22 protein-coding genes and 1 tRNA gene are annotated in these 23,151 nt (G+C 31.1%); 7 read left to right on the top strand and 16 right to left on the bottom strand.

What is annotated here, in order from left to right; genetic code table 11:
• Positions 1-2 precede the first annotated feature (2 nt).
• The 11 genes from APS56_RS11220 to pdxA form a co-directional block, all read right to left on the bottom strand.
• Positions 3-2,072: a DUF748 domain-containing protein gene (locus APS56_RS11220; RefSeq protein ID WP_489884305.1), complete on the bottom strand. Its 2,070-nt coding sequence runs from the start codon at positions 2,070-2,072 to the stop codon at positions 3-5.
• Positions 2,073-2,361: 289 nt separating this feature from the next.
• Entirely contained in the window at positions 2,362-3,123 is a 762-nt protein-coding gene (locus APS56_RS11215; RefSeq protein WP_054728135.1) for a thioredoxin family protein, read from the bottom strand.
• Between the two features lie 7 nt (positions 3,124-3,130).
• Positions 3,131-3,676: a TlpA family protein disulfide reductase gene (locus APS56_RS11210; RefSeq protein WP_054731353.1), complete on the bottom strand. Its 546-nt coding sequence runs from the start codon at positions 3,674-3,676 to the stop codon at positions 3,131-3,133.
• 137 nt (positions 3,677-3,813) lie between these two features.
• Positions 3,814-4,275, bottom strand: coding sequence for a hypothetical protein (locus APS56_RS11205; RefSeq protein WP_054728133.1), 462 nt, complete (start codon positions 4,273-4,275; stop codon positions 3,814-3,816).
• Positions 4,253-4,960 (bottom strand): monofunctional biosynthetic peptidoglycan transglycosylase, encoded by a 708-nt coding sequence (gene mtgA / locus APS56_RS11200; protein WP_054731351.1) that lies wholly within the window; start codon positions 4,958-4,960, stop codon positions 4,253-4,255. The genes APS56_RS11205 and mtgA overlap by 23 nt, the downstream gene beginning before the upstream one ends.
• Positions 4,961-5,099: 139 nt before the next feature.
• Entirely contained in the window at positions 5,100-6,452 is a 1,353-nt protein-coding gene (gene accC, locus APS56_RS11195) for an acetyl-CoA carboxylase biotin carboxylase subunit (protein ID WP_054728132.1), read from the bottom strand.
• Between the two features lie 95 nt (positions 6,453-6,547).
• Positions 6,548-7,039, bottom strand: a complete 492-nt coding sequence (gene accB, locus APS56_RS11190; protein WP_054728129.1) for an acetyl-CoA carboxylase biotin carboxyl carrier protein — start codon at positions 7,037-7,039, stop codon at positions 6,548-6,550.
• A 22-nt stretch (positions 7,040-7,061) separates the two neighbouring features.
• Entirely contained in the window at positions 7,062-8,063 is a 1,002-nt protein-coding gene (locus tag APS56_RS11185) for a beta-ketoacyl-ACP synthase III (RefSeq protein WP_054728127.1), read from the bottom strand.
• Positions 8,064-8,245: 182 nt separating this feature from the next.
• On the bottom strand, positions 8,246-8,449 hold the full coding sequence (rpmF, locus tag APS56_RS11180; RefSeq protein WP_054728125.1) for a 50S ribosomal protein L32: 204 nt from the start codon (positions 8,447-8,449) through the stop codon (positions 8,246-8,248).
• Between the two features lie 8 nt (positions 8,450-8,457).
• Positions 8,458-8,997, bottom strand: a complete 540-nt coding sequence (locus APS56_RS11175; protein WP_054728124.1) for a YceD family protein — start codon at positions 8,995-8,997, stop codon at positions 8,458-8,460.
• A 125-nt stretch (positions 8,998-9,122) separates the two neighbouring features.
• A complete protein-coding gene (gene pdxA / locus APS56_RS11170) occupies positions 9,123-10,175 on the bottom strand; it encodes a 4-hydroxythreonine-4-phosphate dehydrogenase PdxA (protein ID WP_054728122.1) in 1,053 nt (350 codons plus the stop codon).
• Positions 10,176-10,240: 65 nt separating this feature from the next.
• Here pdxA and APS56_RS11165 point away from each other — a divergent pair, with 65 nt between their 5' ends.
• Positions 10,241-10,831, top strand: a complete 591-nt coding sequence (locus APS56_RS11165; RefSeq protein WP_054728120.1) for a riboflavin synthase — start codon at positions 10,241-10,243, stop codon at positions 10,829-10,831.
• 4 nt (positions 10,832-10,835) lie between these two features.
• On the opposite strand, the gene APS56_RS11160 is transcribed toward APS56_RS11165, so the two are convergent.
• On the bottom strand, positions 10,836-11,039 hold the full coding sequence (locus APS56_RS11160; RefSeq protein WP_054728118.1) for a PID-CTERM protein-sorting domain-containing protein: 204 nt from the start codon (positions 11,037-11,039) through the stop codon (positions 10,836-10,838).
• Between the two features lie 480 nt (positions 11,040-11,519).
• Between APS56_RS11160 and APS56_RS11155 the strand changes: the two genes are divergently transcribed.
• The 3 genes from APS56_RS11155 to APS56_RS11145 are packed head-to-tail and all read left to right on the top strand — an operon-like array spanning position 11,520 to position 14,800.
• On the top strand, positions 11,520-12,392 hold the full coding sequence (locus APS56_RS11155; RefSeq protein WP_054728115.1) for a UDP-2,3-diacylglucosamine diphosphatase: 873 nt from the start codon (positions 11,520-11,522) through the stop codon (positions 12,390-12,392).
• Positions 12,393-12,424: 32 nt separating this feature from the next.
• Positions 12,425-13,417: a glycosyltransferase family protein gene (locus APS56_RS11150; RefSeq protein ID WP_054728113.1), complete on the top strand. Its 993-nt coding sequence runs from the start codon at positions 12,425-12,427 to the stop codon at positions 13,415-13,417.
• Positions 13,418-13,426: 9 nt separating this feature from the next.
• Complete coding sequence (locus tag APS56_RS11145; protein WP_054728111.1) at positions 13,427-14,800, top strand: GH1 family beta-glucosidase; 1,374 nt, start codon at positions 13,427-13,429, stop codon at positions 14,798-14,800.
• 76 nt (positions 14,801-14,876) lie between these two features.
• On the opposite strand, the gene APS56_RS11140 is transcribed toward APS56_RS11145, so the two are convergent.
• A tRNA-Ile gene (locus APS56_RS11140) sits at positions 14,877-14,950 on the bottom strand.
• Positions 14,951-15,315: 365 nt separating this feature from the next.
• Between APS56_RS11140 and rbfA the strand changes: the two genes are divergently transcribed.
• From rbfA to APS56_RS11125, 3 genes are read left to right on the top strand one after another with little or no spacing between them, the layout of a single operon-like run.
• Entirely contained in the window at positions 15,316-15,720 is a 405-nt protein-coding gene (gene rbfA / locus APS56_RS11135; protein WP_054728109.1) for a 30S ribosome-binding factor RbfA, read from the top strand.
• Entirely contained in the window at positions 15,721-16,935 is a 1,215-nt protein-coding gene (locus APS56_RS11130; RefSeq protein WP_054728107.1) for an ABC transporter permease, read from the top strand.
• Positions 16,936-16,953: 18 nt separating this feature from the next.
• A complete protein-coding gene (locus tag APS56_RS11125; protein ID WP_054728105.1) occupies positions 16,954-17,994 on the top strand; it encodes an endonuclease/exonuclease/phosphatase family protein in 1,041 nt (346 codons plus the stop codon).
• Between the two features lie 186 nt (positions 17,995-18,180).
• On the opposite strand, the gene dusB is transcribed toward APS56_RS11125, so the two are convergent.
• The 3 genes from dusB to APS56_RS11110 form a co-directional block, all read right to left on the bottom strand.
• Positions 18,181-19,176 carry a tRNA dihydrouridine synthase DusB gene (dusB, locus tag APS56_RS11120; protein WP_054728103.1) on the bottom strand — a complete coding sequence of 332 codons (996 nt, stop codon included), beginning with the start codon at positions 19,174-19,176 and terminating at the stop codon, positions 18,181-18,183.
• A gap of 30 nt (positions 19,177-19,206) precedes the next feature.
• Positions 19,207-20,343, bottom strand: a complete 1,137-nt coding sequence (locus APS56_RS11115) for a T9SS type A sorting domain-containing protein (RefSeq protein ID WP_054728101.1) — start codon at positions 20,341-20,343, stop codon at positions 19,207-19,209.
• A gap of 215 nt (positions 20,344-20,558) precedes the next feature.
• Positions 20,559-23,018: a hypothetical protein gene (locus tag APS56_RS11110; protein WP_054728099.1), complete on the bottom strand. Its 2,460-nt coding sequence runs from the start codon at positions 23,016-23,018 to the stop codon at positions 20,559-20,561.
• Positions 23,019-23,151 lie beyond the last annotated feature (133 nt).

Below are 23,151 nucleotides of genomic sequence, written 5' to 3'. Positions count from 1 at the left end.
TTTTAATCATTAGTTTTTATACCATCTTGTTGAATAGTCTGCACATCTAATAAATCAAATTTAATTTTGAATTTAGACAAAGAACCCAAATTTTCGGGTTCATTTTTATCAAATTTTGTAACATCTATACGAGTTGACGGGTTAGATGTTTTTAAATAATTAATTGTATTCTCAATTAAAGTATTGTTATAAATATTAGTAAGGGAGTCTATTGTCTGTGGATTAATTAACATATAAGCTGCGTCTAAAAGATTTAAAGAACTACTATTTGCTTTTGTGTAAATGTAATTCTCAAATCCTTTTTTATCATCCAAATAATCTTTATTATTCTCTTGATAATATTGTTTCCCTAATTCTAAAAGTACAACAGCATCACGTTGTAAATCCGGGTCTACAAAATATTTCAATTCTATTTTTAAACCTTCTTTAAGAGTTTCCATTTCTAAAAGTTTGTTCAACTTTAAAAGTTGATTTTCATTTGGTATGGTATCAGTGTATTGGAATACTAACTCTTCATAATCTTTTGGATTTACATCCACTAATGTAGCGAGTGATTTAATAGGACTTGCTGCCGCTCCTGTTATTCTATTTTTAAGAGTTGTCCAAACCATTTTCCATATATTAATTTCTGGATTATTTAAATCTCCAAGAACTGGCACCTCTAAATTTATATCTCCTTTTCTATCTTTTAAAATGAATAAAGCAAATCTTAATGGCAAGTTATAAAGACCATTGTTCTCTTTTTTCACTTTTACATTTTTAACCAATAAACTATTTTCACTAACAATATTTGCATTTGATATTTTTGAGTTAGAATAATAGTAAAAATCTCCTAAAAGAATACTATGTCCCATATAATGCTGAGAATATATATTGACATCTGACAATGAAAAATCCTCAACCGCTAAATTTAAATTTAAATTACTCATATCTAAAGGGTTATATCCCAACTTAGCAATAAGCTTACCTCTTTTATTCAAGAGCATATCAGAGTATATATTTACCCAATCCTTTTTGCTATCTATGCCATCAGAATTTATTTTTATATTACTTAAATGATAATCAAATCGCTTTCCTGTTAAATTATCACTATAATCCATTATACCGTCATTAACCTGAAAACTATTTAAAGCATAATAAAAGTTGTTAGCTGTTGTATCTGTTTGTTGTAAGTTTTCATTAGATGTGTTAACTGCAGCATCTTCCGTATTAGAATCCCACTTAAATATTTTAAATAGGTTATTACTTATAGTATCCATTTCAAAATAAACATAGGGTTGAAATAGCGTTAAGGAGTCTATTTCATAGGAAGTATTAGCATAATCTATTCTTTTCAAATTAAGATCTAAACGTTTTGACTTTATAACTTCATTATCCTTTTTATCAGTAACAATCAAATTATTGACATCCAACCTCCCTGAAACTACAGCATCAATAGGTTTGTTTATATTGCCTTCTATTTTAATCTCAGTATTTAAATAACCATCAATACTATTTATGTGTGCGTACTCAGCAATGTATTCATAAAAAGGAGCCAGAATTAAATCTTTAATATTAACACTAGCATCGTAATCACCATCAACTGGATTAATATTTAATGACGTTTCTAAATAACCTCCATTTTGAAAGTTGAATTTAATATCAGCATTACTTTTTTCTTCTTTATCCCAACTTATATTTTCCATAAAAATTGAAAAATCATCTATGTGAGTAACATGATTTACATTTCTGTTATTAAAATAAAAATTAGCGTCTTTGAGTTCAATATTTGAAATATCATACTTAAAACTCTCTGATTCAGTTTTATTAATAGAATCAGTTTCTTCGGTATGAAACGCAACAAGATCATCAAAATTAAAGATAGAATCTTTAAGCGTTGTATTAACCATTAAACCTTTTATATAAAACTGTTCTATAACTTTTTCGTTAAATAATAAGGGATAAAGCTCTACATTTAATATAAGTGTATCAAAAGTTGCAAACTCATCTTTGCCATTTTCTTCAAATATTTTGAAATCATAAACCTTAACGGTATTAGTAAAATAATTGTATTTAATTTTTTTTATATCAATCTGTCTTCCAATGAGTTATTTACTATTATTAATAGCATAAGTTTTAATAATAGTTGGCAAAAAAATCATTGTTAATATTACAAATAAGAATAAACCAATTAATGCTTTTTTTCTTTTACTCATTCCTTTGATCATTCATTTTTTTAACTAACTTAGATTAGCTATTTGAGGTATAAATTATGTTTTCTGTTAGAATATAGGGAACTTGATAAATTATAACAGACGTTAAAGTTTTAACCTCAAATTATTATTTATCTGTAATTATTATAAAAAATTAAGTGTTAATTTTCTAATTAATTTTTATGGGACACCCTATTGCTTTTGTAAAGTTAGGCTCTGGCTTTAAATCGTTTTCTAATGCATCAATTGCATTTTCAACATATTTTGTCTTAACAGATTCGGAAGATCTAGCATTATCATCAATGGTTCCTATATATTGTACTTTACGTTGGTTATCCAATAAAAACACATGAGGCGTTCTAACAGCCCCATATTGTGGGGATATTTTTTGGCCTTCATCTGCTAAGTAAACAAAAGGGAAAAATTTATCTTCAGCACGCGTTTGCATGGCCTCAAAACTTTCTATGGGGTTATCTTGACTAATATTAGGATTGATGGCAATTACAGGATAACCTTTGGGAGCATATTTGTTATGAAGTGCTATTAAACGATCTTCATACATTTTAGAAAAAGGACATCCATTACATGTAAAAACTACAATATAACCTTTTGCTTCAGTAAAATCTGATAAGGAAAAAAGATTACCATCAATATTTTTAAGTTCAAAGTCTGTAGCTACATCGCCAATTTTATAGCCTCCAATTTCTTCTAAAGTTTTTGATTGCACTGGGCTATGATTTCCTCCCAGTGGAGGACCTTTTCTATCGCCTTTCATTGGGGGTCTACCATCAGGCCGTTCTGGCCGCTCTGGTCTACCTTGATATTGTTCAAGTAAATCTTTTCTTTCTTTCTTTTCAGAATTATTTTTACAAGATGTTAATATGCCAGCTATTAAAACAAAACTACTAATTAGTATACTGATACTTTTCATATTATAATTAATTATTAAAAGTTGAATTTATTTCTGTTTCTAAATCTATTAGACTACTAAAGGCCCGCTCATGAAACGAACGTTTTTCATTATTAAATATTATAGTGTATGGAATTGCACCAGACCAATTCGGATTCACTTTATCAATCCAACTATTAGCATCAGGATCATCTAATAATACCACTTTAGACGTTATTCCTTTATCATTTAAAAATGGCATAAGTTTAGTTTCAATATCTTCAGGAAAATCGAGACTAACTAATATAACTTCTACATTAGGATTGTTTTTTTCATATTCCTGAATTATAGGAAGTTCCTTTACACAAGGAGCACACCACATAGCCCAAAAATTTATAATGTGAATATTCTTATTTTGAGTGTATAACAACCTTTCTAATGATTCAAAATTGTAAATTGGTATTTTATTATTATCATCTAATCGACTCTGACTAACCCCTGAATCATTTTTTTTATTTATGCAGGAATAAAATAGGATGTTAAGAGAAATTATTAAAATTAATAAAATCGTTTTTCTTTTCTTAGAGTAAATCATTGTAACCATTTAAAAAGTTTAAGACTACCATCGCTCCTGAAAGTTTAAATTCATAATATAATTTTATATAATAATTAACAGTTAACCTCTGATATTAATAATCTTCAACTTTTATTTTAAACTTTAAAAACTATTATTTAAAGCACTTTTTTAATAACAAATTTCTGTTCTCGAAAAATAATTTCATCGCCTGTGATCTTACCCATTAACAATTGTCCAATAGGCGTATTATTAGAAATAGCATACACTTTAGTAGAATCTACCGTTAGTTGACCCGCACTAATTCCAATAAAATAATTAGCACTGGTAGTATAAACAAGACTGCCTAATCCAATGATTTTAGATGTTTTAGAAATATCTATTTTATAAAAATTTTCTTTTATTTTCTGAATTTCAGCAAGCTGGCAACCTGCTTTTTCACGTTCTAATTGCAGCATAGCGCGTCCAGTTTCATGCTTATCGCCCGCACTACTTTTAGTTTCTGATGTTAACGATTCCTGAATTTCATAAATCGTTTTTTGAATGGTCTGTAATCTATTTTCAATAAATACTTCGCATTGCAAATACAAGTCTTGTTTAATTTTTATTGGATTTATCATTTTGTTTAATATAATCTAACGGTCCAAAATATCCCATTTGACGAACTATCCAATGCTTTCTGCCATGAATATAATTAGAGGCCGGATTTGCTTTATAAACTCTTGGGTTTGGTAGAATAGCTGCTATAGCTGCTGATTCCATTTGTGTTAATTTATTAGCCGATTTTTTAAACCAATATTGCGATGCTGCTCCCGCACCGTAAATACCATTCCCCATTTCAATACTGTTTAAATACACTTCTATAATTCGCTCTTTAGACCACATGAGCTCTATTAAAAAGGTGAAATAAACTTCTAAGCCTTTACGCAACCAACTACGTTGAGGCCATAAAAAAATATTTTTAGCTGTTTGTTGGCTTATAGTACTCGCCCCACGAATCTGTTTTCCTTGTTTATTAAATTCAATGGCTTTTTCAATCGCTTTTAAATCAAATCCGTTGTGATTTAAAAAATTTTGATCTTCACTACATATGACAGCCAATTGTAGATTTTTCGAAATTTTATCAATAGAGACCCAATGGTGTTTCCAAACAATGTCTTTTTGGGCTTGATATTGTTCAATACTCCTTATAATCATAAGTGGAGTTAGTGGAACTGGCAGCCATTTATATATAAAAGTAATTGCTATGGACACAATAAATAACCAAAGCACCCCTTTAAAAATGAGTTTGAAAAAGCGTTTTATTAGCTTCAAAAGAATTTAATTATATATGAGATTAAAGATAAATGAAGAAAAAGCAACACCCAAATAAGTATGGATAATATCAATAAAGAAAAAGTTCTTTACAAAAAAACTCCAAAATTGCTTTTGGAGTTTTTAATATTTATTCTTCAACTTGTTTTTCTATAACAAAGTCTTCCATAAACTTCGTCGTATAATTACCCGCCACATAATCTGGATGGTCCATTAATTGTCTATGAAAAGGAATAGTGGTTTTAACACCTTCAATAACAAACTCATCTAAAGCACGCTTCATTTTGCTAATAGCCTCTTCTCTTGTTTGCGCTGTAGTAATTAACTTAGCAATCATAGAGTCATAATTTGGCGGAATAGTATACCCAGCATACACATGTGTATCCAAACGTACACCATGGCCTCCAGGCGCGTGCAATGTAGTAATAACTCCTGGTGATGGCCTAAAGCCATTAAAAGGATCTTCAGCATTTATTCTACATTCAATAGAATGTAATTTAGGAGTGTAATTTTTTCCTGAAATTGGCACACCTGCAGCTACTAATATTTGTTCACGAATCAAATCAAAATCAATGACCTGTTCAGTAATAGGGTGTTCAACTTGAATACGTGTATTCATTTCCATAAAATAGAAATTTCGGTGCTTATCTACTAAAAACTCAATAGTACCTGCACCTTCGTATTTTATGTATTCAGAAGCTTTAACAGCTGCTTTACCCATTTTATCCCTTAATTTATCCGTCATAAACGGTGAAGGGGTTTCTTCTGTTAATTTTTGATGACGGCGCTGAATCGAACAATCTCTTTCAGATAAATGACAAGCTTTCCCAGTAGAATCACCTACTATTTGAATTTCTATATGCCTTGGTTCTTCAATGAGTTTTTCCATGTACATATCGTCATTTCCAAAAGCAGCTTTACTTTCTTGTCTTGCCGAATCCCAAGCTTCTTTAAGATTTTCAGGCTTAAAAACACCTCGCATTCCTTTACCTCCACCACCAGCAGATGCTTTTAGCATAACAGGATAACCTGTTTCTTTAGCTATTCTTTCGCAATCTTCAAAGGTTTGAATAACACCATCACTTCCTGGCACACATGGTACACCTGCAGCTTTCATGGTTTCTTTAGCATTTGCCTTATCACCCATTCTGTCAATCATCTCTGCAGAAGCTCCAATAAATTTTATGCCATGTTCTTCACATATTTTTGAAAATTTAGCATTTTCAGATAAAAATCCATATCCAGGGTGAATAGCATCTGCATTCGTTATTTCTGCAGCTGATATAATATTGGACATTTTTAAGTAAGAAAGTGCGCTGGATGCTGGACCGATACAAACTGCTTCATCTGCAAACTTAACGTGAAGACTTTCTGCATCTGCAGTAGAATATACAGCCACCGTTTTAATACCCATTTCTTTACAGGTTCTAATAACACGTAGTGCTATTTCTCCTCTGTTGGCAATCAATATTTTTTTAAACATATCTTTAAGAGTTTAAGAGTTTATGGTTTAGTTGTTCACAGATTTAGAAACACTCAGTCTCTAAACTTTATAAACATTAAACTTTAAACTTCAAGTTATGATGGGTCTACTAAAAACAATGGTTGGTCAAACTCTACAGGAGAAGAATCATCAACTAATACTTTAACTATTTTTCCAGAAACCTCAGATTCAATTTCATTGAAAAGTTTCATAGCCTCAATTACACAAAGCACATCGCCTTCAGAAATAGTTTGTCCCACTTCAACAAATAGTGGTTTGTCTGGAGCTGGTTTTCTGTAAAATGTACCAATTATTGGCGACTTTATAGTAATGTATTTTGAGTTATCATCTGATCCACTGGCAGCAGCTGGTGCTGGCGCTTCTACATTTTGTACTGGCATTTCTTGTGCTACATGTGCTGTTGCTTGAGGAATTTGCGGTGCAACAGGTGTGTAATGAATGGCTGTTGTGTCTGATTCTGACCCTGTTCTTATGGTGATTTTTATATCATCCATTTCTAATTTAACCTCGCTTGCCCCTGATTTTGCAACAAACTTAATTAAGTTTTGAATCTCTTTGATATCCATAATTGGCTTAGTATTTTTTTGGTTAATTATTTGAATTATATGCCCATGTTAAATAAATGGACCCCCAGTTAAATCCGCCGCCAAAAGCAGCAAATATTAATTTATCTCCTTTTTTAAGTTGTGATTCATAATCAAATAAAAGTAACGGTAAAGTTGCCGATGTAGTATTACCGTACTTTTCTATATTAATCATCACTTTTTCCTCTTCTAAATTTATTCGGTTTGCAGTAGCGTCAATAATACGCTTATTTGCTTGATGTGCTACCAACCAATCAACGTCATGGTTTGTTAATTTATTTCTTTCTAAAATTTTTGAGGCAGCATCAGCCATATTAAATACAGCATTTTTAAAAACTGTTCTACCTTCTTGAAAAGCAAATTGCCTGCCTTCTTCTACAGCTTGTACATTTATAGGGTATGTAGAACCTCCATAGGTGGCTTGTAAAAATTCGCGCCCTGAACCATCACTTCTTAAATATTCATCTTGAAATCCTAAATTTTCTTGATTTGGTTCAAATAATACAGCACCTGCTCCATCTCCAAAAATAATACAAGTAGCTCGATCTTTATAATTAATGATAGAAGACATTTTATCCGCTCCAATTAAGAGCACATTTTTATACCTTCCTGATTCAATATAACTTGCTGCAACTGACATTCCATATAAAAAACTAGAGCAAGCAGCATCCATATCAAATGAAAACGCATTAATAGCGCCTATTTCTGTAGCCGTAAAAGAGGCTGTTGAAGCCGCTTTCATGTCTGGTGTTGCCGTAGCAACAATAACAAGCTCTATGTCTTTTGGGTTAATTCCCTTTTTATTTATAAGATCTTGAGCCGCTTTAATAGCTAAATATGAAGTTCCTTTACCGTCATCTTTAAGAATTCTACGCTCTTTAATCCCTGTTCGTGTCGTTATCCATTCATCATTTGTGTCAACCATTGTTTCAAGAATTTGGTTGGTTAACACATATTCAGGAACATAGCCTCCTACAGCTGTAATTGCTGCTGATATTTTACTCATACCTTATTTAGTTAAATTGACCAAAATTCAATAAAATCCGACAAAAACATTCAAAACTTGTTGAAAAATACTAAATTCTAATCTAATTATGATGCAAATTAAGTTGTTTTTGGCTTATAGAAAAAACATATCATAAAAAAAACGCTCACATTGGAGCGTTTTAATATATGCATGCATAATAGTTATGCTACGTTTTCTACAGCTTCTGAATTGTCAATTAAAACTTGACCTCTGTAATATAATTTACCTTCGTACCAGTGTGCTCTATGATATAAGTGAGCTTCCCCTGTTGCAGAGCAAGTTGCAATCTGTGGCGCAGTTGCTTTGTAGTGTGTTCTTCTTTTATCTCTTCTCGTTTTCGAGATTTTTCTTTTAGGATGTGCCATTTTTTCGTTTATTTATCCGTTAATAGTTTCTTTAATGTATTCCAACGAGGATCAATATCCTCTTCTTTTTCTTTATTTTCTTTAAGCTTTGGGCTTAATTCTTCTAATTTTTCAAGTATGTCTGATTTTAATGTGCCGTCTTCTACACCCGGGTGCACGCGCTTTGTTGGTACTCCAAGCACCGTTAATTCATATATATACTGTTGTACATTAATTTCATACGTACCATGTGGAACAATAAGAATATCAATATATTCATCATTATATTCCTCCCCAAACTTTACCACTAAATCAAACTCATTTTCAACACTTTGATTAAATGGCTCATTAGTTACATCACAATTAACATTAACAGTACCTGATATTTTAAAATGTAATTCTAATAAAGTTGATTTTTTTTCTAAAACTAAATCAACTTTAATGTTTACATCATTAAAATCTTCATACTCAAAATACTCAAAGAACGTTTTATTTACCTTATACTCAAATTGATGTTTCGCTATTTTTAACCCTACAAATGGAATTGTAAACTCTTTTAATGGCTTCATTATCACATCTATTTTGAGCCTGCAAATATATAAATTTTTATTTACGACACATTACTTATAAACATTTTTTTGTTTATATCTTTATTTCAGGTCTTTTTTTAAGAATTCGTTTAAAAACCAAGCCTTTAACGACGCTCATTTTTGGCTGCCTTTTTTAAGGGATTAGAAGTAAGCTCCTCATACTCAGAACGATTTTTATATATTTCTATAGCAGCAAAAACAGCTTCTTTAAATGAGTTTTCATCAGCTATTCCTTTGCCTGCAATTTCATAAGCAGTGCCATGGTCTGGAGATGTTCTAACCTTATTTAAACCCGCAGTATAGTTTACACCTTGACCAAACGACAACGTTTTAAAAGGAATTAATCCTTGATCATGGTAGGAAGCAATAATGGTATCAAAGTTTTTATAATTGTTTGAACCAAAAAAACTATCTGCTGCATAGGGACCAAAGACTAATTTTCCTGATGCTTTAATTTTTTCTAAGGTTGGTCTTAAAACAGTATCGTCTTCAATACCTATAACTCCATTATCCCCAGTATGAGGGTTAATACCTAAAACGGCTATTTTTGGTCTTGAAATATTAAAATCTTGTTGAAGTGATTCATAAACTGTATTTATTTTTTGTTGAATTAAATCTGATGTAATATGATTTGCAATATCTTTAACAGGCACATGATCTGTTAGTAAACCAACCCTTAAAGTATTTGTTATCATAAACATTAAACTATTTCCCCCTAACTCCTTAGCCAAATAATCTGTATGCCCAGGAAACTTAAATGTATCCGACTGAATATTATGCTTGTTAATGGGCGCCGTTACCAGCACATCAATATCGTTATTTTTTAATGCTCTGGTAGCCGCTTCCAATGATTTTATAGCATATTCACCTATTTTAAGGTCTTCTTTACCAAAATCAATATTTACAACATTGTTCCAACAATTAAACACGTTTATTTTTCCATAAATTAATTGCTTAATATCATTAATACCATTAAAACTAACATCAGAATTAAAATGATTTTTTAAAAAAGTCATAGTTTTTGCTGAAGCAAAAACTACAGGTGTACAAAATTCAAGCATTCTTGAATCTTCAAAAGTTTTTAAAACAATTTCACTGCCAATGCCGTTTAAGTCACCTATTGATATTCCAACTACTATATTTTCTGCGTTCTTCATTAAAATTGATAACTTTTGTTTGTAATTTTGATGCTACAAATTTAACTAAATAAACAGATAATAATATGTTTACAGGAATTATTGAAGATATGGGCGTGATTTCCAATTTAAAAAAAGATCTAGACAATCTACATATCTCTATAAAAAGCAGGTTAGCTCCAGAGCTAAAAGTTGACCAAAGTGTTGCTCACAATGGCGTTTGCTTAACTGTGGTGGCTATAAATAATGACGAATACACCGTTACAGCAATCAAAGAAACCTTAGAAAAAACAAATCTACAACACCTTAGTATAAATGATAAGGTAAACTTAGAACGGGCGATGAAACTTGGTGATAGGTTAGATGGCCATATTGTACAAGGCCATGTAGACCAAACAGCTATTTGCACCAATATAGAAGAAACTAATGGAAGTTGGGTTTTTACATTTAGTTACAACTCCAAATTCAATAATATAACTATTGAAAAAGGTTCTATAACCGTTAATGGAACTAGTTTAACGGTTGTTAATTCTCAAAAAGATAGTTTTAGCGTAGCCATTATACCATTTACTTACAAGCATACAAACTTTAATTCCTTTAAAAAAGGAACGGTTGTAAATTTAGAATTTGATGTTTTAGGAAAATACGTAACGAAACTTATGAGTTTAAACAACTAAAAAATTATTTTTTAATCATTTTTTTAGCACCATAAATTAACGCAGCGCAAGCTAAAAATAACACACCTCCATCTATTGGAGCACCTGGAGGCGGTGGACCTGGTGGTAATGGAACTGGAGGCTCATTACCTGATTGAGCGTGCATACATACAAAACTTATTAATACAAATAAGATTGAGGCTAAAGTTCTTTTATTTTGTATTGTCATTTGGAAACAAATGTATAAAAAATAGTGAGTCATCAAAAATAATATTTCTTTTTTCAAAAAAAAACACCCACGAAACAACAAAAAGAATCGACAAAATGCAAGGTGTATTTTGCTTCAATTCTCAATAAAAACGCTATTATTTCAAAAAAATTATGTTTTTATAAAAAATTACTCAAATGTTATAAAAAACAAATATAAAAGAATATCTCTCTTATTATAAATGATATAAATATTAAACAGCAACCATTAACTGTTATTTAAGAAAAGTGTTATCCTAAAATTAACAAATAACACTCCCTTAACCAAAGGTTAAAACAAGGGTTACAATAGTATTGACAAAACACTCTAATTTTGTTAATTGTAATATAACTACATGACATTATTTCAGATTTTTCTATCAGTTGCGGTAGTAATTTTTTTTCACTTACGTATCGTAGTTACCTATCCTCTCCAAAATTCAACGTATAAACTACCAATCTTATGACAAAAAGAGATGTTGATATAGTAGTCATATCTGATGTTCATTTAGGAACCTATGGTTGTAGAGCAAAAGAGCTACATAAATACTTAAAATCTATTAATCCTAAAAGGGTCATTTTAAATGGTGATATTATAGATATTTGGCAATTCAATAAACGTTACTGGCCAAAGTCACATATGAAAGTTATAAAACTTATCATGAAATGGATTGCCAATGGCATAACTGTAGAGTACATTACAGGAAACCATGATGAAATGTTAAGAAAATTTGTAGGTTTTGAACTTGGTTCATTTAAAATAGTAAACAAATTACTTTTAGAAATTCACGGTAAAAAAACATGGATATTCCATGGAGATGTGTTTGATGTTACTATGCAACATTCCAAATGGATTGCCAAGTTAGGAGCAGTTGGTTATGATTCGTTAATTCTATTAAATAGTGCTATTAATTATTTTTCAATAAAATTTGGCGGAGCCCCCATATCCATGTCTAAAAAAATCAAAAATAGTGTAAAATCCGCTGTTAAATTTATCAATAATTTTGAACAAATTGCTGCTGATATTGCCATAGAAAACAATTATGACTATGTAATTTGTGGACATATTCATCAGCCAGAAATAAAAAAAATTAAATCAGAAAACGGTTCAGTTATATATCTTAATTCTGGAGATTGGATTGAAAATTTAACGGCTTTAGAATTCAATGACAGCAAATGGGCACTATATTCTTTTGAAGAAGACCCTGCTTTTTATCAAAATTCAAAAAATAATTTTGAAGAAGAATTGGAAGAAGATCAAATCCTTGAAAGCAAAGCACTTTTTCAAAACTTAATAAAAGAATTTCAATTCGGAAAAAACATTATCGAAAAATAATTTTTAATTATTTTAAACTCTATCATAAATCTATGAAAGTTTTATACGCCATTCAAGGTACTGGAAATGGACACCTAAGCAGGGCACGCGACATTATTCCTATTCTTCAAAAAAAACAAATAGAATTAGATATTCTTGTTAGTGGCACTCAGGCGGATATTGATATCCCTTACCCTATAACCTATCAATTAAAAGGACTGAGTTTTATATTTGGAAAACAAGGAGGTGTTAATATGTGGAAAACGTATTTAAGAGCTAATACCAATAGACTTCAAAAAGAAATAAACAGCCTTCCTATTGAAAAATACGACTTAATTATAAATGATTTTGAACCTGTTTCAGCATGGGCATGTAAACTGAAAAACAAACCCTGTGTAAGCTTAAGTCACCAAGCTGCCGTACTATCTTTAAATGCACCTAAACCATTCAAGAAAGATCGTTTAGGGAAATTTATCTTAAAAAAATACGCCCCAACTACCAAACAATTCGGATTTCATTTTAAAGCATATCAAGAGCATATATTCACACCAGTTATTAGGCAAGATATTCGAAATATAGTTTGTAATACATTAGATTATTATACAGTTTATTTACCTTCTTATGGGGATGATAAAATATTAAAAATACTGTCTAAAATAAAAAATACTAAATGGGAAGTGTTTTCTAAGCACAATAAAAAAATAATTACAGATAACAATATTACTATTCAACCCATAAACAATGAAGCTTTTGTAAAGAGCATGGCAAATAGCAAAGGTATTTTGTGTGGTGCTGGTTTTGAAACTCCAGCTGAAGCATTATTTATGAAGAAAAAACTAATGGTTATACCTATGAAAGGTCAGTACGAACAACAATGTAATGCCGCTGCTCTTAAACAAATGGGAGTACCGGTTATAAAATCATTAAAGAAAAAACACCTTAAGACACTTATTGAATGGACAGAAACAGACTCCATTATTGAAGTAAATTATCCAGACATGACAGAGCAAATTATTAACCAATTACTCCAAGAGTGCATTGCTTAATAAATTAAAATGACGAAAAAAACTAAACAATCAACTTTTAAATTAAAAGCTAGGGATTTCGGTAACAATTTTGTTTGGGGAGTATCAACCGCTGCATACCAAATTGAAGGCGCTCATAATATTGATGGAAAAGGAGTTTCTATTTGGGACGTTTTTACAACAAAAAAAGGTGCAATTCAACAAAATGAAAATGCCAATACTGCTGTTGATTTTTACCATAAATACAAAGAAGATATTCTTCTTATGAAATCTATGAATATCCCCAATTTCAGGTTTTCACTTTCTTGGTCAAGACTTATTCCCAATGGCGAAGGAGAGATTAATTTAGAGGGTATTAATTTTTACAATCGAGTTATTGATTTTTGTTTAGAATGCAACATTACTCCATGGATAACCTTATATCATTGGGATTTACCACAAGCCCTTGAAGAAAAAGGAGGCTGGACTAACAGAGATATTTTAGAATGGTTTGAAAACTATGCCAGCCTTTGCGCTAAACAATTTGGCGACCGTGTTAAACATTGGATGGTATTGAACGAACCTATGGTATTTACAGGAGCAGGTTACTTTTTAGGAGTGCATGCTCCTGGACAAAAAAGATTAAAAAAATTTTTACCCGCAATACATCATGCTGTTTTATGCCAAGCTTTAGGTGGACGTATTTTACGAAATCTAATTCCAAACAGTGTTATTGGCACAACATTTTCATGCTCTGAAGTTACACCTTACAGAAATACAAAAAAGGATATTTTTGCTGTCAAAAAAGCAGATGCACTTCTCAATAGGCTTTTTATTGAACCCGTATTAGGTTTAGGTTATCCAACAGAAAAAGTACCTGTTTTAAAACAAATTAAAACTTACGTGCATCCAAATGACATGGAAAATGCAAAATTTGAATTCGATTTTATAGGTGTTCAAAACTACACACGTGAAGTTATAAAACACAGTTACTATGTACCTTATATTTATTCAAAAATTGTAAAGGCCTCCAATCGAAATGTAAAAACTACCTTAATGGATTGGGAAGTTTACCCTCCCAGTATTTATAACATGATTAAGCAATTCAACCAATATAAAAGCATTAAAAAAATTATCATCACTGAAAATGGCGCAGCCTTTAATGACATATTGCAAAATGGAGAAATTCATGATGTTGATAGACTTAATTACTTTCAAACCTATTTACAACAAGTTTACAAAGCAAAACAAGATGGGTTAAATGTGGAAGGCTATTTTGCATGGACTTTTACTGATAATTTTGAATGGGCTGAAGGATACCGTCCCAGATTTGGATTAGTTTATGTTGATTTTTCAACACAAAAACGATTCATCAAAGCTTCAGGTAAGTGGTTTAAAAAATTTCTTAAAACCTTAAATAATTGAGATAACAGTAAAAAAACGTTGCTTTTTTATTAAAAAAAGCACCTACAATAAACTTGTAAGTGCTTTAATTTACTTGTGGTCCCACATGGACTCGAACCATGGACCACCTGATTATGAGTCAGGTGCTCTAACCAACTGAGCTATAGGACCATTTTGATTTTTACTGCTATTTTGATTTGTTCAAAACAAGTTATAAACTCAAAATTGGAGTGCAATATTACTATTTATTTTATTTGTTAGCAAGAAAAATAATGCTTTATCTCATGACAATATTCAATTAATACAACATTTGTTTATTTTATGTTAAAAAACCTTTAATAACCTATGATAACAACAATTTCCTCTTTTTCATATATCATTTCTTATAAAAAATGGAATCTTTCAATTTTATTCAAAATCTCATAACATTACAAATCGAAATTAAACACATATTTTACTTAAAACTACCATAAAAATCAATATATTCATAGAATAACAACTATTTTTGCATACTAAACCTTTAACAGGTATAAAACATGAGTAACGTAGAGGAAAGTCAAAGACAAAAAAAAATAGCATCTGTATTACAAAACGATTTGGCCGATGTGCTTCAAAAAGCAGCAACCGATGGTGGTTTGAGAGGCGTATTAATTTCTGTATCTAAAGTAAAAGTTACGGTAGATTTATCCGTAGCTAAAGTATATTTAAGTATTTTTCCTAATAATAAGGGTATAGAACTTTTAAAGGGTATTAAATCCAACACACCACTTATAAAACATGAAATAGCACAACGTACCAAGCAGCAATTACGACGCATGCCAAGTTTAGAATTTTTTATTGACGACTCTTTAGAGTATATTGACCAAATAGACAAGTCTTTAAAAGGTAAAGAAAACCCATTGCAAGACCCTTCTTTATTAGACAAACGTAAAAAATCTTAAGTGAATTTTGCGCTATACATAGCCAAACGATATTTACGCTCCAAAAGCAGCAACAATGCCATAAATTTTATAACCATTATAGCGGCAGTTGGTGTAATAGTTGGTGCTGCTTCTCTATTTATTGTTCTTGCTGGTTTTGCTGGATTAAAAGACTTTACACTTCAATTTTCTAATATTGTAGACCCAGATTTAAAAGCTGAAACCATTACTGGAAAATCTTTTATAATTAGCGAGGACAACCTTGCTAAATTAAATGCCTTAAGTGATATTACACTATTTTCCAAAGTCATTGAAGATCGGGTACTTATTACTTCTGATAATAAAGATTATTTAGCCATATTAAAAGGGGTAGATGCCCATTTTAATCAGGTTAATCAAATGGATTCTGTAATTGTTCAAGGCTCATGGTTTACTCAAGGTTCCAATCAAATTGTTATTGGCTGGGGCATTTCAAGAAATTTATCTTACGGTGTATTAGATTTTTCCAAAGCCGCCAATATTTATGTTCCTAAACCTGGAAAAGGACAATTCTCTTCAATTAAGGACATCTATAATACCGTAAAAACAGTTAATGTTGGTATTTTTGATATCAATGAAACCTTAAACGACAATTATATCTATGCCCCAATTGATTTGGCTCAACACCTTTTAAATTATAAGCCCAATCAAATTTCAGCCATCGAATTTAAACTTAAAAAAGGAGCAGATGAAACCACTGTAAAGAACAACATTCAAGCTATTTTAGGAAATGATGTGATTGTAAAAAACAGAATTCAACTTAACGACAAACTTTATAAAATGTTAAACACCGAAAATTTAGCGGTGTATTTAATATTTACATTAGTACTAATTATTGCCTTATTCAACGTAATCGGTTCTATTATTATGATGATTTTAGATAAAAAGAAAACGCTTAATACCTTATTTAATATAGGTGCTACAATAAAAGATATCCGTAACATTTTCTTTTTCCAAGGGGCAATTATGAGTGTCGTTGGTGGTATCATTGGAATATTAATAGGAGTTTTATTTGTATTGAACCAACTCCATGGGCCTAATTTTCTTAAAATTTATATTACTCCTTCATTACCTTACCCGGTAACACTTCATGCAGAAAATTTCTTTGTTGTATTTGTAACCATTTCTGTTTTAGGTATAATAGCTTCAAAAATAGCTACAGCACGAATTACGAAAGCATTGGTGGAAGATTATTAATTTTATCAAATTCTTTTTATGAAATTTTCATACACGATTCTTTTTATCATTATTAGTTATTTTCTTTTTAATTGCAACCAAAAAACAGAATTAACCATTCATGTTCTTCAATTTAATATATGGCAAGAAGGTACTATTATTGAGGGAGGATTTGATGCAATTGTTAATGAAATTATTAGAACAAAATCTGATTTAATTGCTTTTAGTGAAGTTAGAAATTACAATAAGATAAATTTTAACGAACACATTATTGAAGCTTTAAAGGATAAAGGATACACTTACTACGCACAAAAAAGTCAGGATACAGGTCTACTATCTAAATATCCTATAATTTCCCAAACGGCCTTATACCCAGTTATTAACGACCATGGTTCTATTACTAAAGCTATCATAAATGTTTTAGGAGAAGAAATAGCTTTTTATAGTGGTCATTTAGATTATTTAAATTGCGCATTGTATTTACCTCGGGGCTATGATGGCTCTACTTGGAAAAAATTAGATAACCCCATTACTAATATTGATACCATACAAAAAGTCAACTTGGTATCAAAAAGAGACGAGGCCATAGATGTTTTTATCAAAGATGCGAAAAACGAAATAAAACAAGGAAGAATTGTAATTTATGGAGGCGACAACAACGAACCTTCACATTTAGATTGGATAGAAGCAAACAAAAATAGATACGACCACCATGGGGTGGTAATAAATTGGCGAAATACTTTTGAATTACAAAAAGCTGGTTTTACAGATGTATACAGAGAAAAATATCCAAATCCAATAACACATCCTGGTTTTACTTACCCTGCAAATAATAAGGATATTCCTATAGAAAAACTAGCATGGAGTCCAGATGCAGATGATAGAGATCGGATTGATTTTATTTTTTACTATCCCGATGACCGTTTAAAACTTAATGATGTGAAAATTGTTGGCCCAAAGGGTGATATTGTAAGAAACAAAAGAATTACAGAAACAACCAATGATGAATTTATAGAACCATTTGCCATTTGGCCTACGGATCATAAAGCAATTTTGGCAAGTTTTAGCCTTACATATTAGATGTTTTTAAAATTATTGGGGAAGTGTTGTTAGGTTTCTTAATTGATTGAAATGACTCTGGATGTTTCTAACAAACTTAACAAAAAGGACAAAAGCAATATGAACAGCGTCCTTTTAAAAAATTATAGCCCTTCTACTCAAGATAAACTATTAGCGCAGAATCCAATTACCAAAATATTCAAAAAACTACTCAATAAACTGGTAATCTCCAAACACTTTCAACACCTCATCAAAAGCTGCAAACACATCTTCTGGTCGGTCACTTGTCACCATTTTCATCCTATATTCCTTAAAGTGAGGAATGTTTTTAAAATAATTGGTGTAATGCCTACGGGTTTCAAAAACCCCTAAAACTTCACCTTTCCAATCAATGGCCATTTGTAAATGACGGCGGGCAGCTTCCACACGCTCTGCAATGGAAATAGGCACTAAATGTTCACCTGTATTAAAAAAATGTTTTACTTGCTTGAAAAACCAAGGGTTACCAATGGTAGCACGCCCTATCATACAGCCGTCCAGACCATAATTATCTCGCATTTCCATAGCTTTTTCAGGCGTATCTACATCACCATTTCCAAATACTGGAATATGCATACGTGGATTATTTTTTACCTCAGCAATGGGCTTCCAATCAGCATCACCTTTATACATTTGCGCTCGAGTACGCCCATGTATGGAAATGGCTTTACAACCTACATCTTGCAACCGCTCGGCAACTTCAACAATACGAATAGAATCGTGGTCCCAACCCAAACGGGTTTTTACAGTTATAGGGATATTGGTTCGCTTAACCATTTCAGCAGTCAATTGCTCCATTAAACACACATCTTTTAAAATGCCAGCACCAGCTCCTTTACTCACTACTTTTTTTACAGGACATCCAAAATTAATATCAATAATATCAGGTTTAGATTCAGCAACAATATCAATGGTTTGCAACATGCTATCCAAATTGGCTCCAAAAATCTGAATACCAACGGGACGCTCTTTTTCATAAATATCCAATTTCATAACACTTTTAGCGGCATCGCGAATCAGACCTTCACTTGAAATAAACTCAGTATAAACCACATCGGCTCCTTGTTCTTTGCACAATGCACGAAATGGTGGATCGCTAACATCTTCCATAGGAGCTAAAAGTAATGGAAAATCAGGAAGTTCTATATTATGTATTTTTACCAAGTGTTTTTAATTTTGGTGCAAAATTAAGAATTATTTCTTGATAAACTTTTTAGTAATTATCCTATTGGAATTGAGGTGAATTTTTACAATATAAATACCTTGGCTAAATTGTGATACATTGATGTTTTTTTGACTGCCTTGATAAAGTTTTGTTAATTTAGTGTCAAATATTTCAATAGCTGCCATTTCTGAACTTTCAACTTTCAAAATTGAGCTTACAGGGTTTGGATACAATACCACATTTTCATCTTCCTCAATCATTGCATTTGATAATATCGGATCGTTTGTTAAAAATGAAACAAGTTTTGCATCTTCTGAAACAGTAATTGGACCTACGGTAATTGAAAAAGATTCAGAAGTTACTAAATAGCTATCTTCATCAATAAAAGTAATGGATTCAACTTGTTCTTGACCTAATGAGGATAGTTGTGTTTGCGTGTTGATGCCTGAAAAAACATCATTCCCACTAAAATTCTCACTAAGCCAAATAAATGGTTGTAATGCACCATTATATCCTACCAAATAAAGTTTTCCCGAAAACGGATTAAAAGTGCCCCCCGAAATTCTACCACCACTATTTAATGTCGTTGTTAAAGGTGAAACACTATAAGTTCCTTGAACTTTAGGAATTAAATACCCTTTTGTTATTCCATTAACCCAGTTTTTAGTAAATAAAATCAAATTTGTTGCATCAAATGAAACAAGAGCTTCAGCATCCCATTCGGTGTTATTTGCAGTTGTTGGAGTAAAATCTATTTGATCTGAATAACTAAAGGCTATAATTTCGGCAGTTACAATAGTACTACTCAAATAATCGGTTTTACTAATTTTATAAATTTTTAAATCCGTTCTATTTCCGCTAATGTTATTACCAAAATCGCCAATATAAATATTCGTATCATCCTGAGTAATATCCTCCCAATCTACATTGGTAGCATTTGATATAGTTACTGTTCTTATTACTAAACCAGAAATAATATCTAATTCATAAAGCTTATTTTCACCTCCAGAATCGTTATGAGTAATGAGTTTATTATTTAAAAAAATAGCTCCAGAAGATTCACTTAAATTTGCTGGTAACAAAAATTCTTCAGTAACATTACTTATTTGTGCAAATACTCCGAATTGTCCAAAAATCAAAAATAATATGGATGCTATTACTTTCATTAATTTTCATTTTATTAGAGATAAATGTACCACAAAATAAATAAGTAATCTCAAATACTAATCGGTTGAATTATAACCCCTATAATAAATACTAAATATTTTTACTTCAAAATTGTCCAACTTAGCATCATTTTTAGTAGCTATTTTTTAAAGAGTCGTTTTTAGAAAACTAAAATTATACTTCGTAGTTTGAGTTTGTAACAAAAAAAGCAAGGCTATTTCTTAATAGTATAACCCGTTTTAACCACAACCGGAATACCTGTGGCAGTCAACCCTTCTAAAGTTACTTTTACATTGGTTTCTACCGCACTATTGTAGTACTCCATTTGCGAAACGCCTGTTTTATCTGGGTGTACATACGGATTCCAATACAGCGTGTTACGAATGGCAGCTTTAGCATCCAAATTTGAGTTTGATGTTTCTAAATTAGGCACATAAAATAAACGCGCTTCATGATACCCTTCTACCTGTTGTTTAATAGTGCTAAGGTCATTTCTTGACTTTTTTTCAAAATTTGTATTAGGTTTTGTGGTAATTAGGATAACACCATTTTTGGCCTGATTTCCAAACATCATAGTAGCAAGCACACTATTGTCATATTCTATTTTAACAACATCGTCAGGTTGAATTTCACTTAGATAATCAACTATCATATCTGCCCGCTCTTCAGCTGGATCTAAAATACGAGTTTGATTGATGACAATAAGAGAGCCTCCCGTGTTTCTGCCAAACTTAATCAAATCTCGAGTGTTACCATCCAAACTTGGAATTGCATATGTCAACATTTCAAAAATATTCGCAAATTTAGGTGAAGACTCATCTACAACATAACCTTGGAACATTTTTTCATGAATGTTTACTTCTTCTGAAATATCTGTTTTTTTACCTACAATTTCAACTTCATCTAATATATTATCAGGCAATACTTCAAAAGCTACATGTTTTTTATATATGTTTTTAGACATAAGCACCTTTTCTGATGAAGTCCCTAAATTTGTAGCAACATTAGTGTTTCCAGTAAAATTAACATCCATGGGAGCTTTAAAAATAGAATCTAAAACAAGTATCCCGTTATTCCTTCCTTTTTTGTTTTTTGTAGTTAATATCATACGGCCTTTTCCTGTAATCATTACATCATTAAAACTAAACTTCCCTAAATTGTCTGTAGTTGTTTTAAATGTTTCAAATGATTTATTAAATATTACTAAATCAACATCATTACCCTCAATTGGTTTTTCTCCAAAAAGTTGGTTTACCCTACCCGTAATATTAATACCCTTTTCAACTTTAAAATCTAAGCTATCTGTAACTTCTGGTAATTTTTTCCATAAAAAATCCCGCCAACCTTGGGTTAAAAGCAACAAGTCTAAATGCTGAAGTCTACTCGGATTATCTACATCAAAATAATACTTAGGATGGTGCACATTACCACGAATATCAGACTCCATTAAAAAATAAGAACTGATGTTTGAACCACCACTTTTTTCATCTGTTATACCATTTAAATCTGTAATAGACAAAGAATAACTGGCAAGAACCGCTTCGCCTGTATTGCTTTTAGAAGATACATTTACAACTACTTTTTCTTTCGGTTTGTAAGCTGTTTTATCGGTGCTTATTTCAACCTTTAAGTCATGAATTTTTTCCACATAAACCAAACGTTCACTTTGTGGCCGTGATTGCGCGTCGTACAATGTTATTTGACTAATGCCTTCTGGGAGATCAGATTTAGGTAATTCTATAGATAAAGAAGTTTCTTCCAAAGATAATGTTTCTTCAAAATAAGGAACAGCTCTTGTAGCATAACGAATAGTTAATAAAGGATTGGGCTGATTTAATAAGGTTTCTGAGTTGGTTTTAACCGTTAAAATATTTTGATCCTTAATCTGTCTATAACTTAACAAATAACCTTGACTACTTACTTTTGGAAGTGACACCTCTATTTCTGCATTAGTTTCATCTATAATTTTAGCGTAGTATTGCATGCCTTGTTGGGGTTTTAATTGAAATTTTCCCATACCATCATGAACACTTAAAAACATAGTAACCAATTCACCATGGGCATCTAAAATCTGCCCTTGTACTTTTGCAGGATTTCCATGATTATCAACAGCTTTAAAAGCCACTACACTTGAAACATTTTCTATAAGAGAGCCTCCTTCTGGAAAAAACTGAATATCAATATTACTTTTTATTGTTTGTATTGTATTTTCATCTTCTTCTTTGATACTCAACCCTAAAGCCTCTATATTCAGATTTGCTATTCTTTCAGTTTCAAACACATCAATAATTTCAATATCTTTTTTAAACACAAAATCATCTCCAAAATTTTGAATCCAATTTGTGTAGGCTCGAATTTGATAGACTCCTGGCTTTTTTATACCCATGGAATCAGTTAATTTAAAATCACCATGGCCCAAGCCTCCTATCAGTTTTGTTTTATTTCGACTTATTATTTTAGAATCAGGCGAAATTAACTCTACATACAATATGGTACTATGATTAAAGAGTAAATTATTATATGCATAAACCAAATACGCTTTGTACCATAGAGATTCTCCAAGAACATACGTAGATCTATCCGTGTGTAGATATACTTTTTCTATATCAGGAATATGTTCTTTTTCTTGAGCAAATAACCAGGTTGTTGTTGCAAGTACTATTAATAAAAACATCAGGAAGGTTTTAATAGCATGGCGCAAAGGTTGGTACATAGATGGCTTTGATTTAGTTCGTTTAGTTTTTAAGTAACAATACTTTAAAAGTATATAAAAGTCCTATTACTTTCATCATAAATCATACCAATTG

This window comes from Pseudalgibacter alginicilyticus (genome assembly GCF_001310225.1).
GTDB lineage: Bacteria > Bacteroidota > Bacteroidia > Flavobacteriales > Flavobacteriaceae > Pseudalgibacter > Pseudalgibacter alginicilyticus.
The sequence above is the reverse complement of the archived record's forward strand: the minus strand, read 5'-3'. Positions and strand labels throughout refer to the sequence as shown.

What these genes read in the sequence shown, in the direction of transcription:
- rpmF (WP_054728125.1), bottom strand. Translation starts at nt 8,449, where the DNA reads ATGGCACATCCTAAAAGAAAAATCTCGAAAACGAGAAGAGATAAAAGA.
- APS56_RS11110 (WP_054728099.1), bottom strand. Translation starts at nt 23,018, where the DNA reads ATGTTTTTATTAATAGTACTTGCAACAACAACCTGGTTATTTGCTCAA.
- APS56_RS11155 (WP_054728115.1), top strand. Translation starts at nt 11,520, where the DNA reads ATGACAAAAAGAGATGTTGATATAGTAGTCATATCTGATGTTCATTTA.
- APS56_RS11150 (WP_054728113.1), top strand. Translation starts at nt 12,425, where the DNA reads ATGAAAGTTTTATACGCCATTCAAGGTACTGGAAATGGACACCTAAGC.
- APS56_RS11125 (WP_054728105.1), top strand. Translation starts at nt 16,954, where the DNA reads ATGAAATTTTCATACACGATTCTTTTTATCATTATTAGTTATTTTCTT.
- APS56_RS11165 (WP_054728120.1), top strand. Translation starts at nt 10,241, where the DNA reads ATGTTTACAGGAATTATTGAAGATATGGGCGTGATTTCCAATTTAAAA.
- accC (WP_054728132.1), bottom strand. Translation starts at nt 6,452, where the DNA reads ATGTTTAAAAAAATATTGATTGCCAACAGAGGAGAAATAGCACTACGT.
- APS56_RS11145 (WP_054728111.1), top strand. Translation starts at nt 13,427, where the DNA reads ATGACGAAAAAAACTAAACAATCAACTTTTAAATTAAAAGCTAGGGAT.
- pdxA (WP_054728122.1), bottom strand. Translation starts at nt 10,175, where the DNA reads ATGAAGAACGCAGAAAATATAGTAGTTGGAATATCAATAGGTGACTTA.
- APS56_RS11205 (WP_054728133.1), bottom strand. Translation starts at nt 4,275, where the DNA reads ATGATAAATCCAATAAAAATTAAACAAGACTTGTATTTGCAATGCGAA.
- APS56_RS11215 (WP_054728135.1), bottom strand. Translation starts at nt 3,123, where the DNA reads ATGAAAAGTATCAGTATACTAATTAGTAGTTTTGTTTTAATAGCTGGC.
- APS56_RS11175 (WP_054728124.1), bottom strand. Translation starts at nt 8,997, where the DNA reads ATGAAGCCATTAAAAGAGTTTACAATTCCATTTGTAGGGTTAAAAATA.
- APS56_RS11115 (WP_054728101.1), bottom strand. Translation starts at nt 20,343, where the DNA reads ATGAAAGTAATAGCATCCATATTATTTTTGATTTTTGGACAATTCGGA.
- accB (WP_054728129.1), bottom strand. Translation starts at nt 7,039, where the DNA reads ATGGATATCAAAGAGATTCAAAACTTAATTAAGTTTGTTGCAAAATCA.
- APS56_RS11210 (WP_054731353.1), bottom strand. Translation starts at nt 3,676, where the DNA reads ATGATTTACTCTAAGAAAAGAAAAACGATTTTATTAATTTTAATAATT.
- rbfA (WP_054728109.1), top strand. Translation starts at nt 15,316, where the DNA reads ATGAGTAACGTAGAGGAAAGTCAAAGACAAAAAAAAATAGCATCTGTA.
- APS56_RS11160 (WP_054728118.1), bottom strand. Translation starts at nt 11,039, where the DNA reads ATGACAATACAAAATAAAAGAACTTTAGCCTCAATCTTATTTGTATTA.
- APS56_RS11185 (WP_054728127.1), bottom strand. Translation starts at nt 8,063, where the DNA reads ATGAGTAAAATATCAGCAGCAATTACAGCTGTAGGAGGCTATGTTCCT.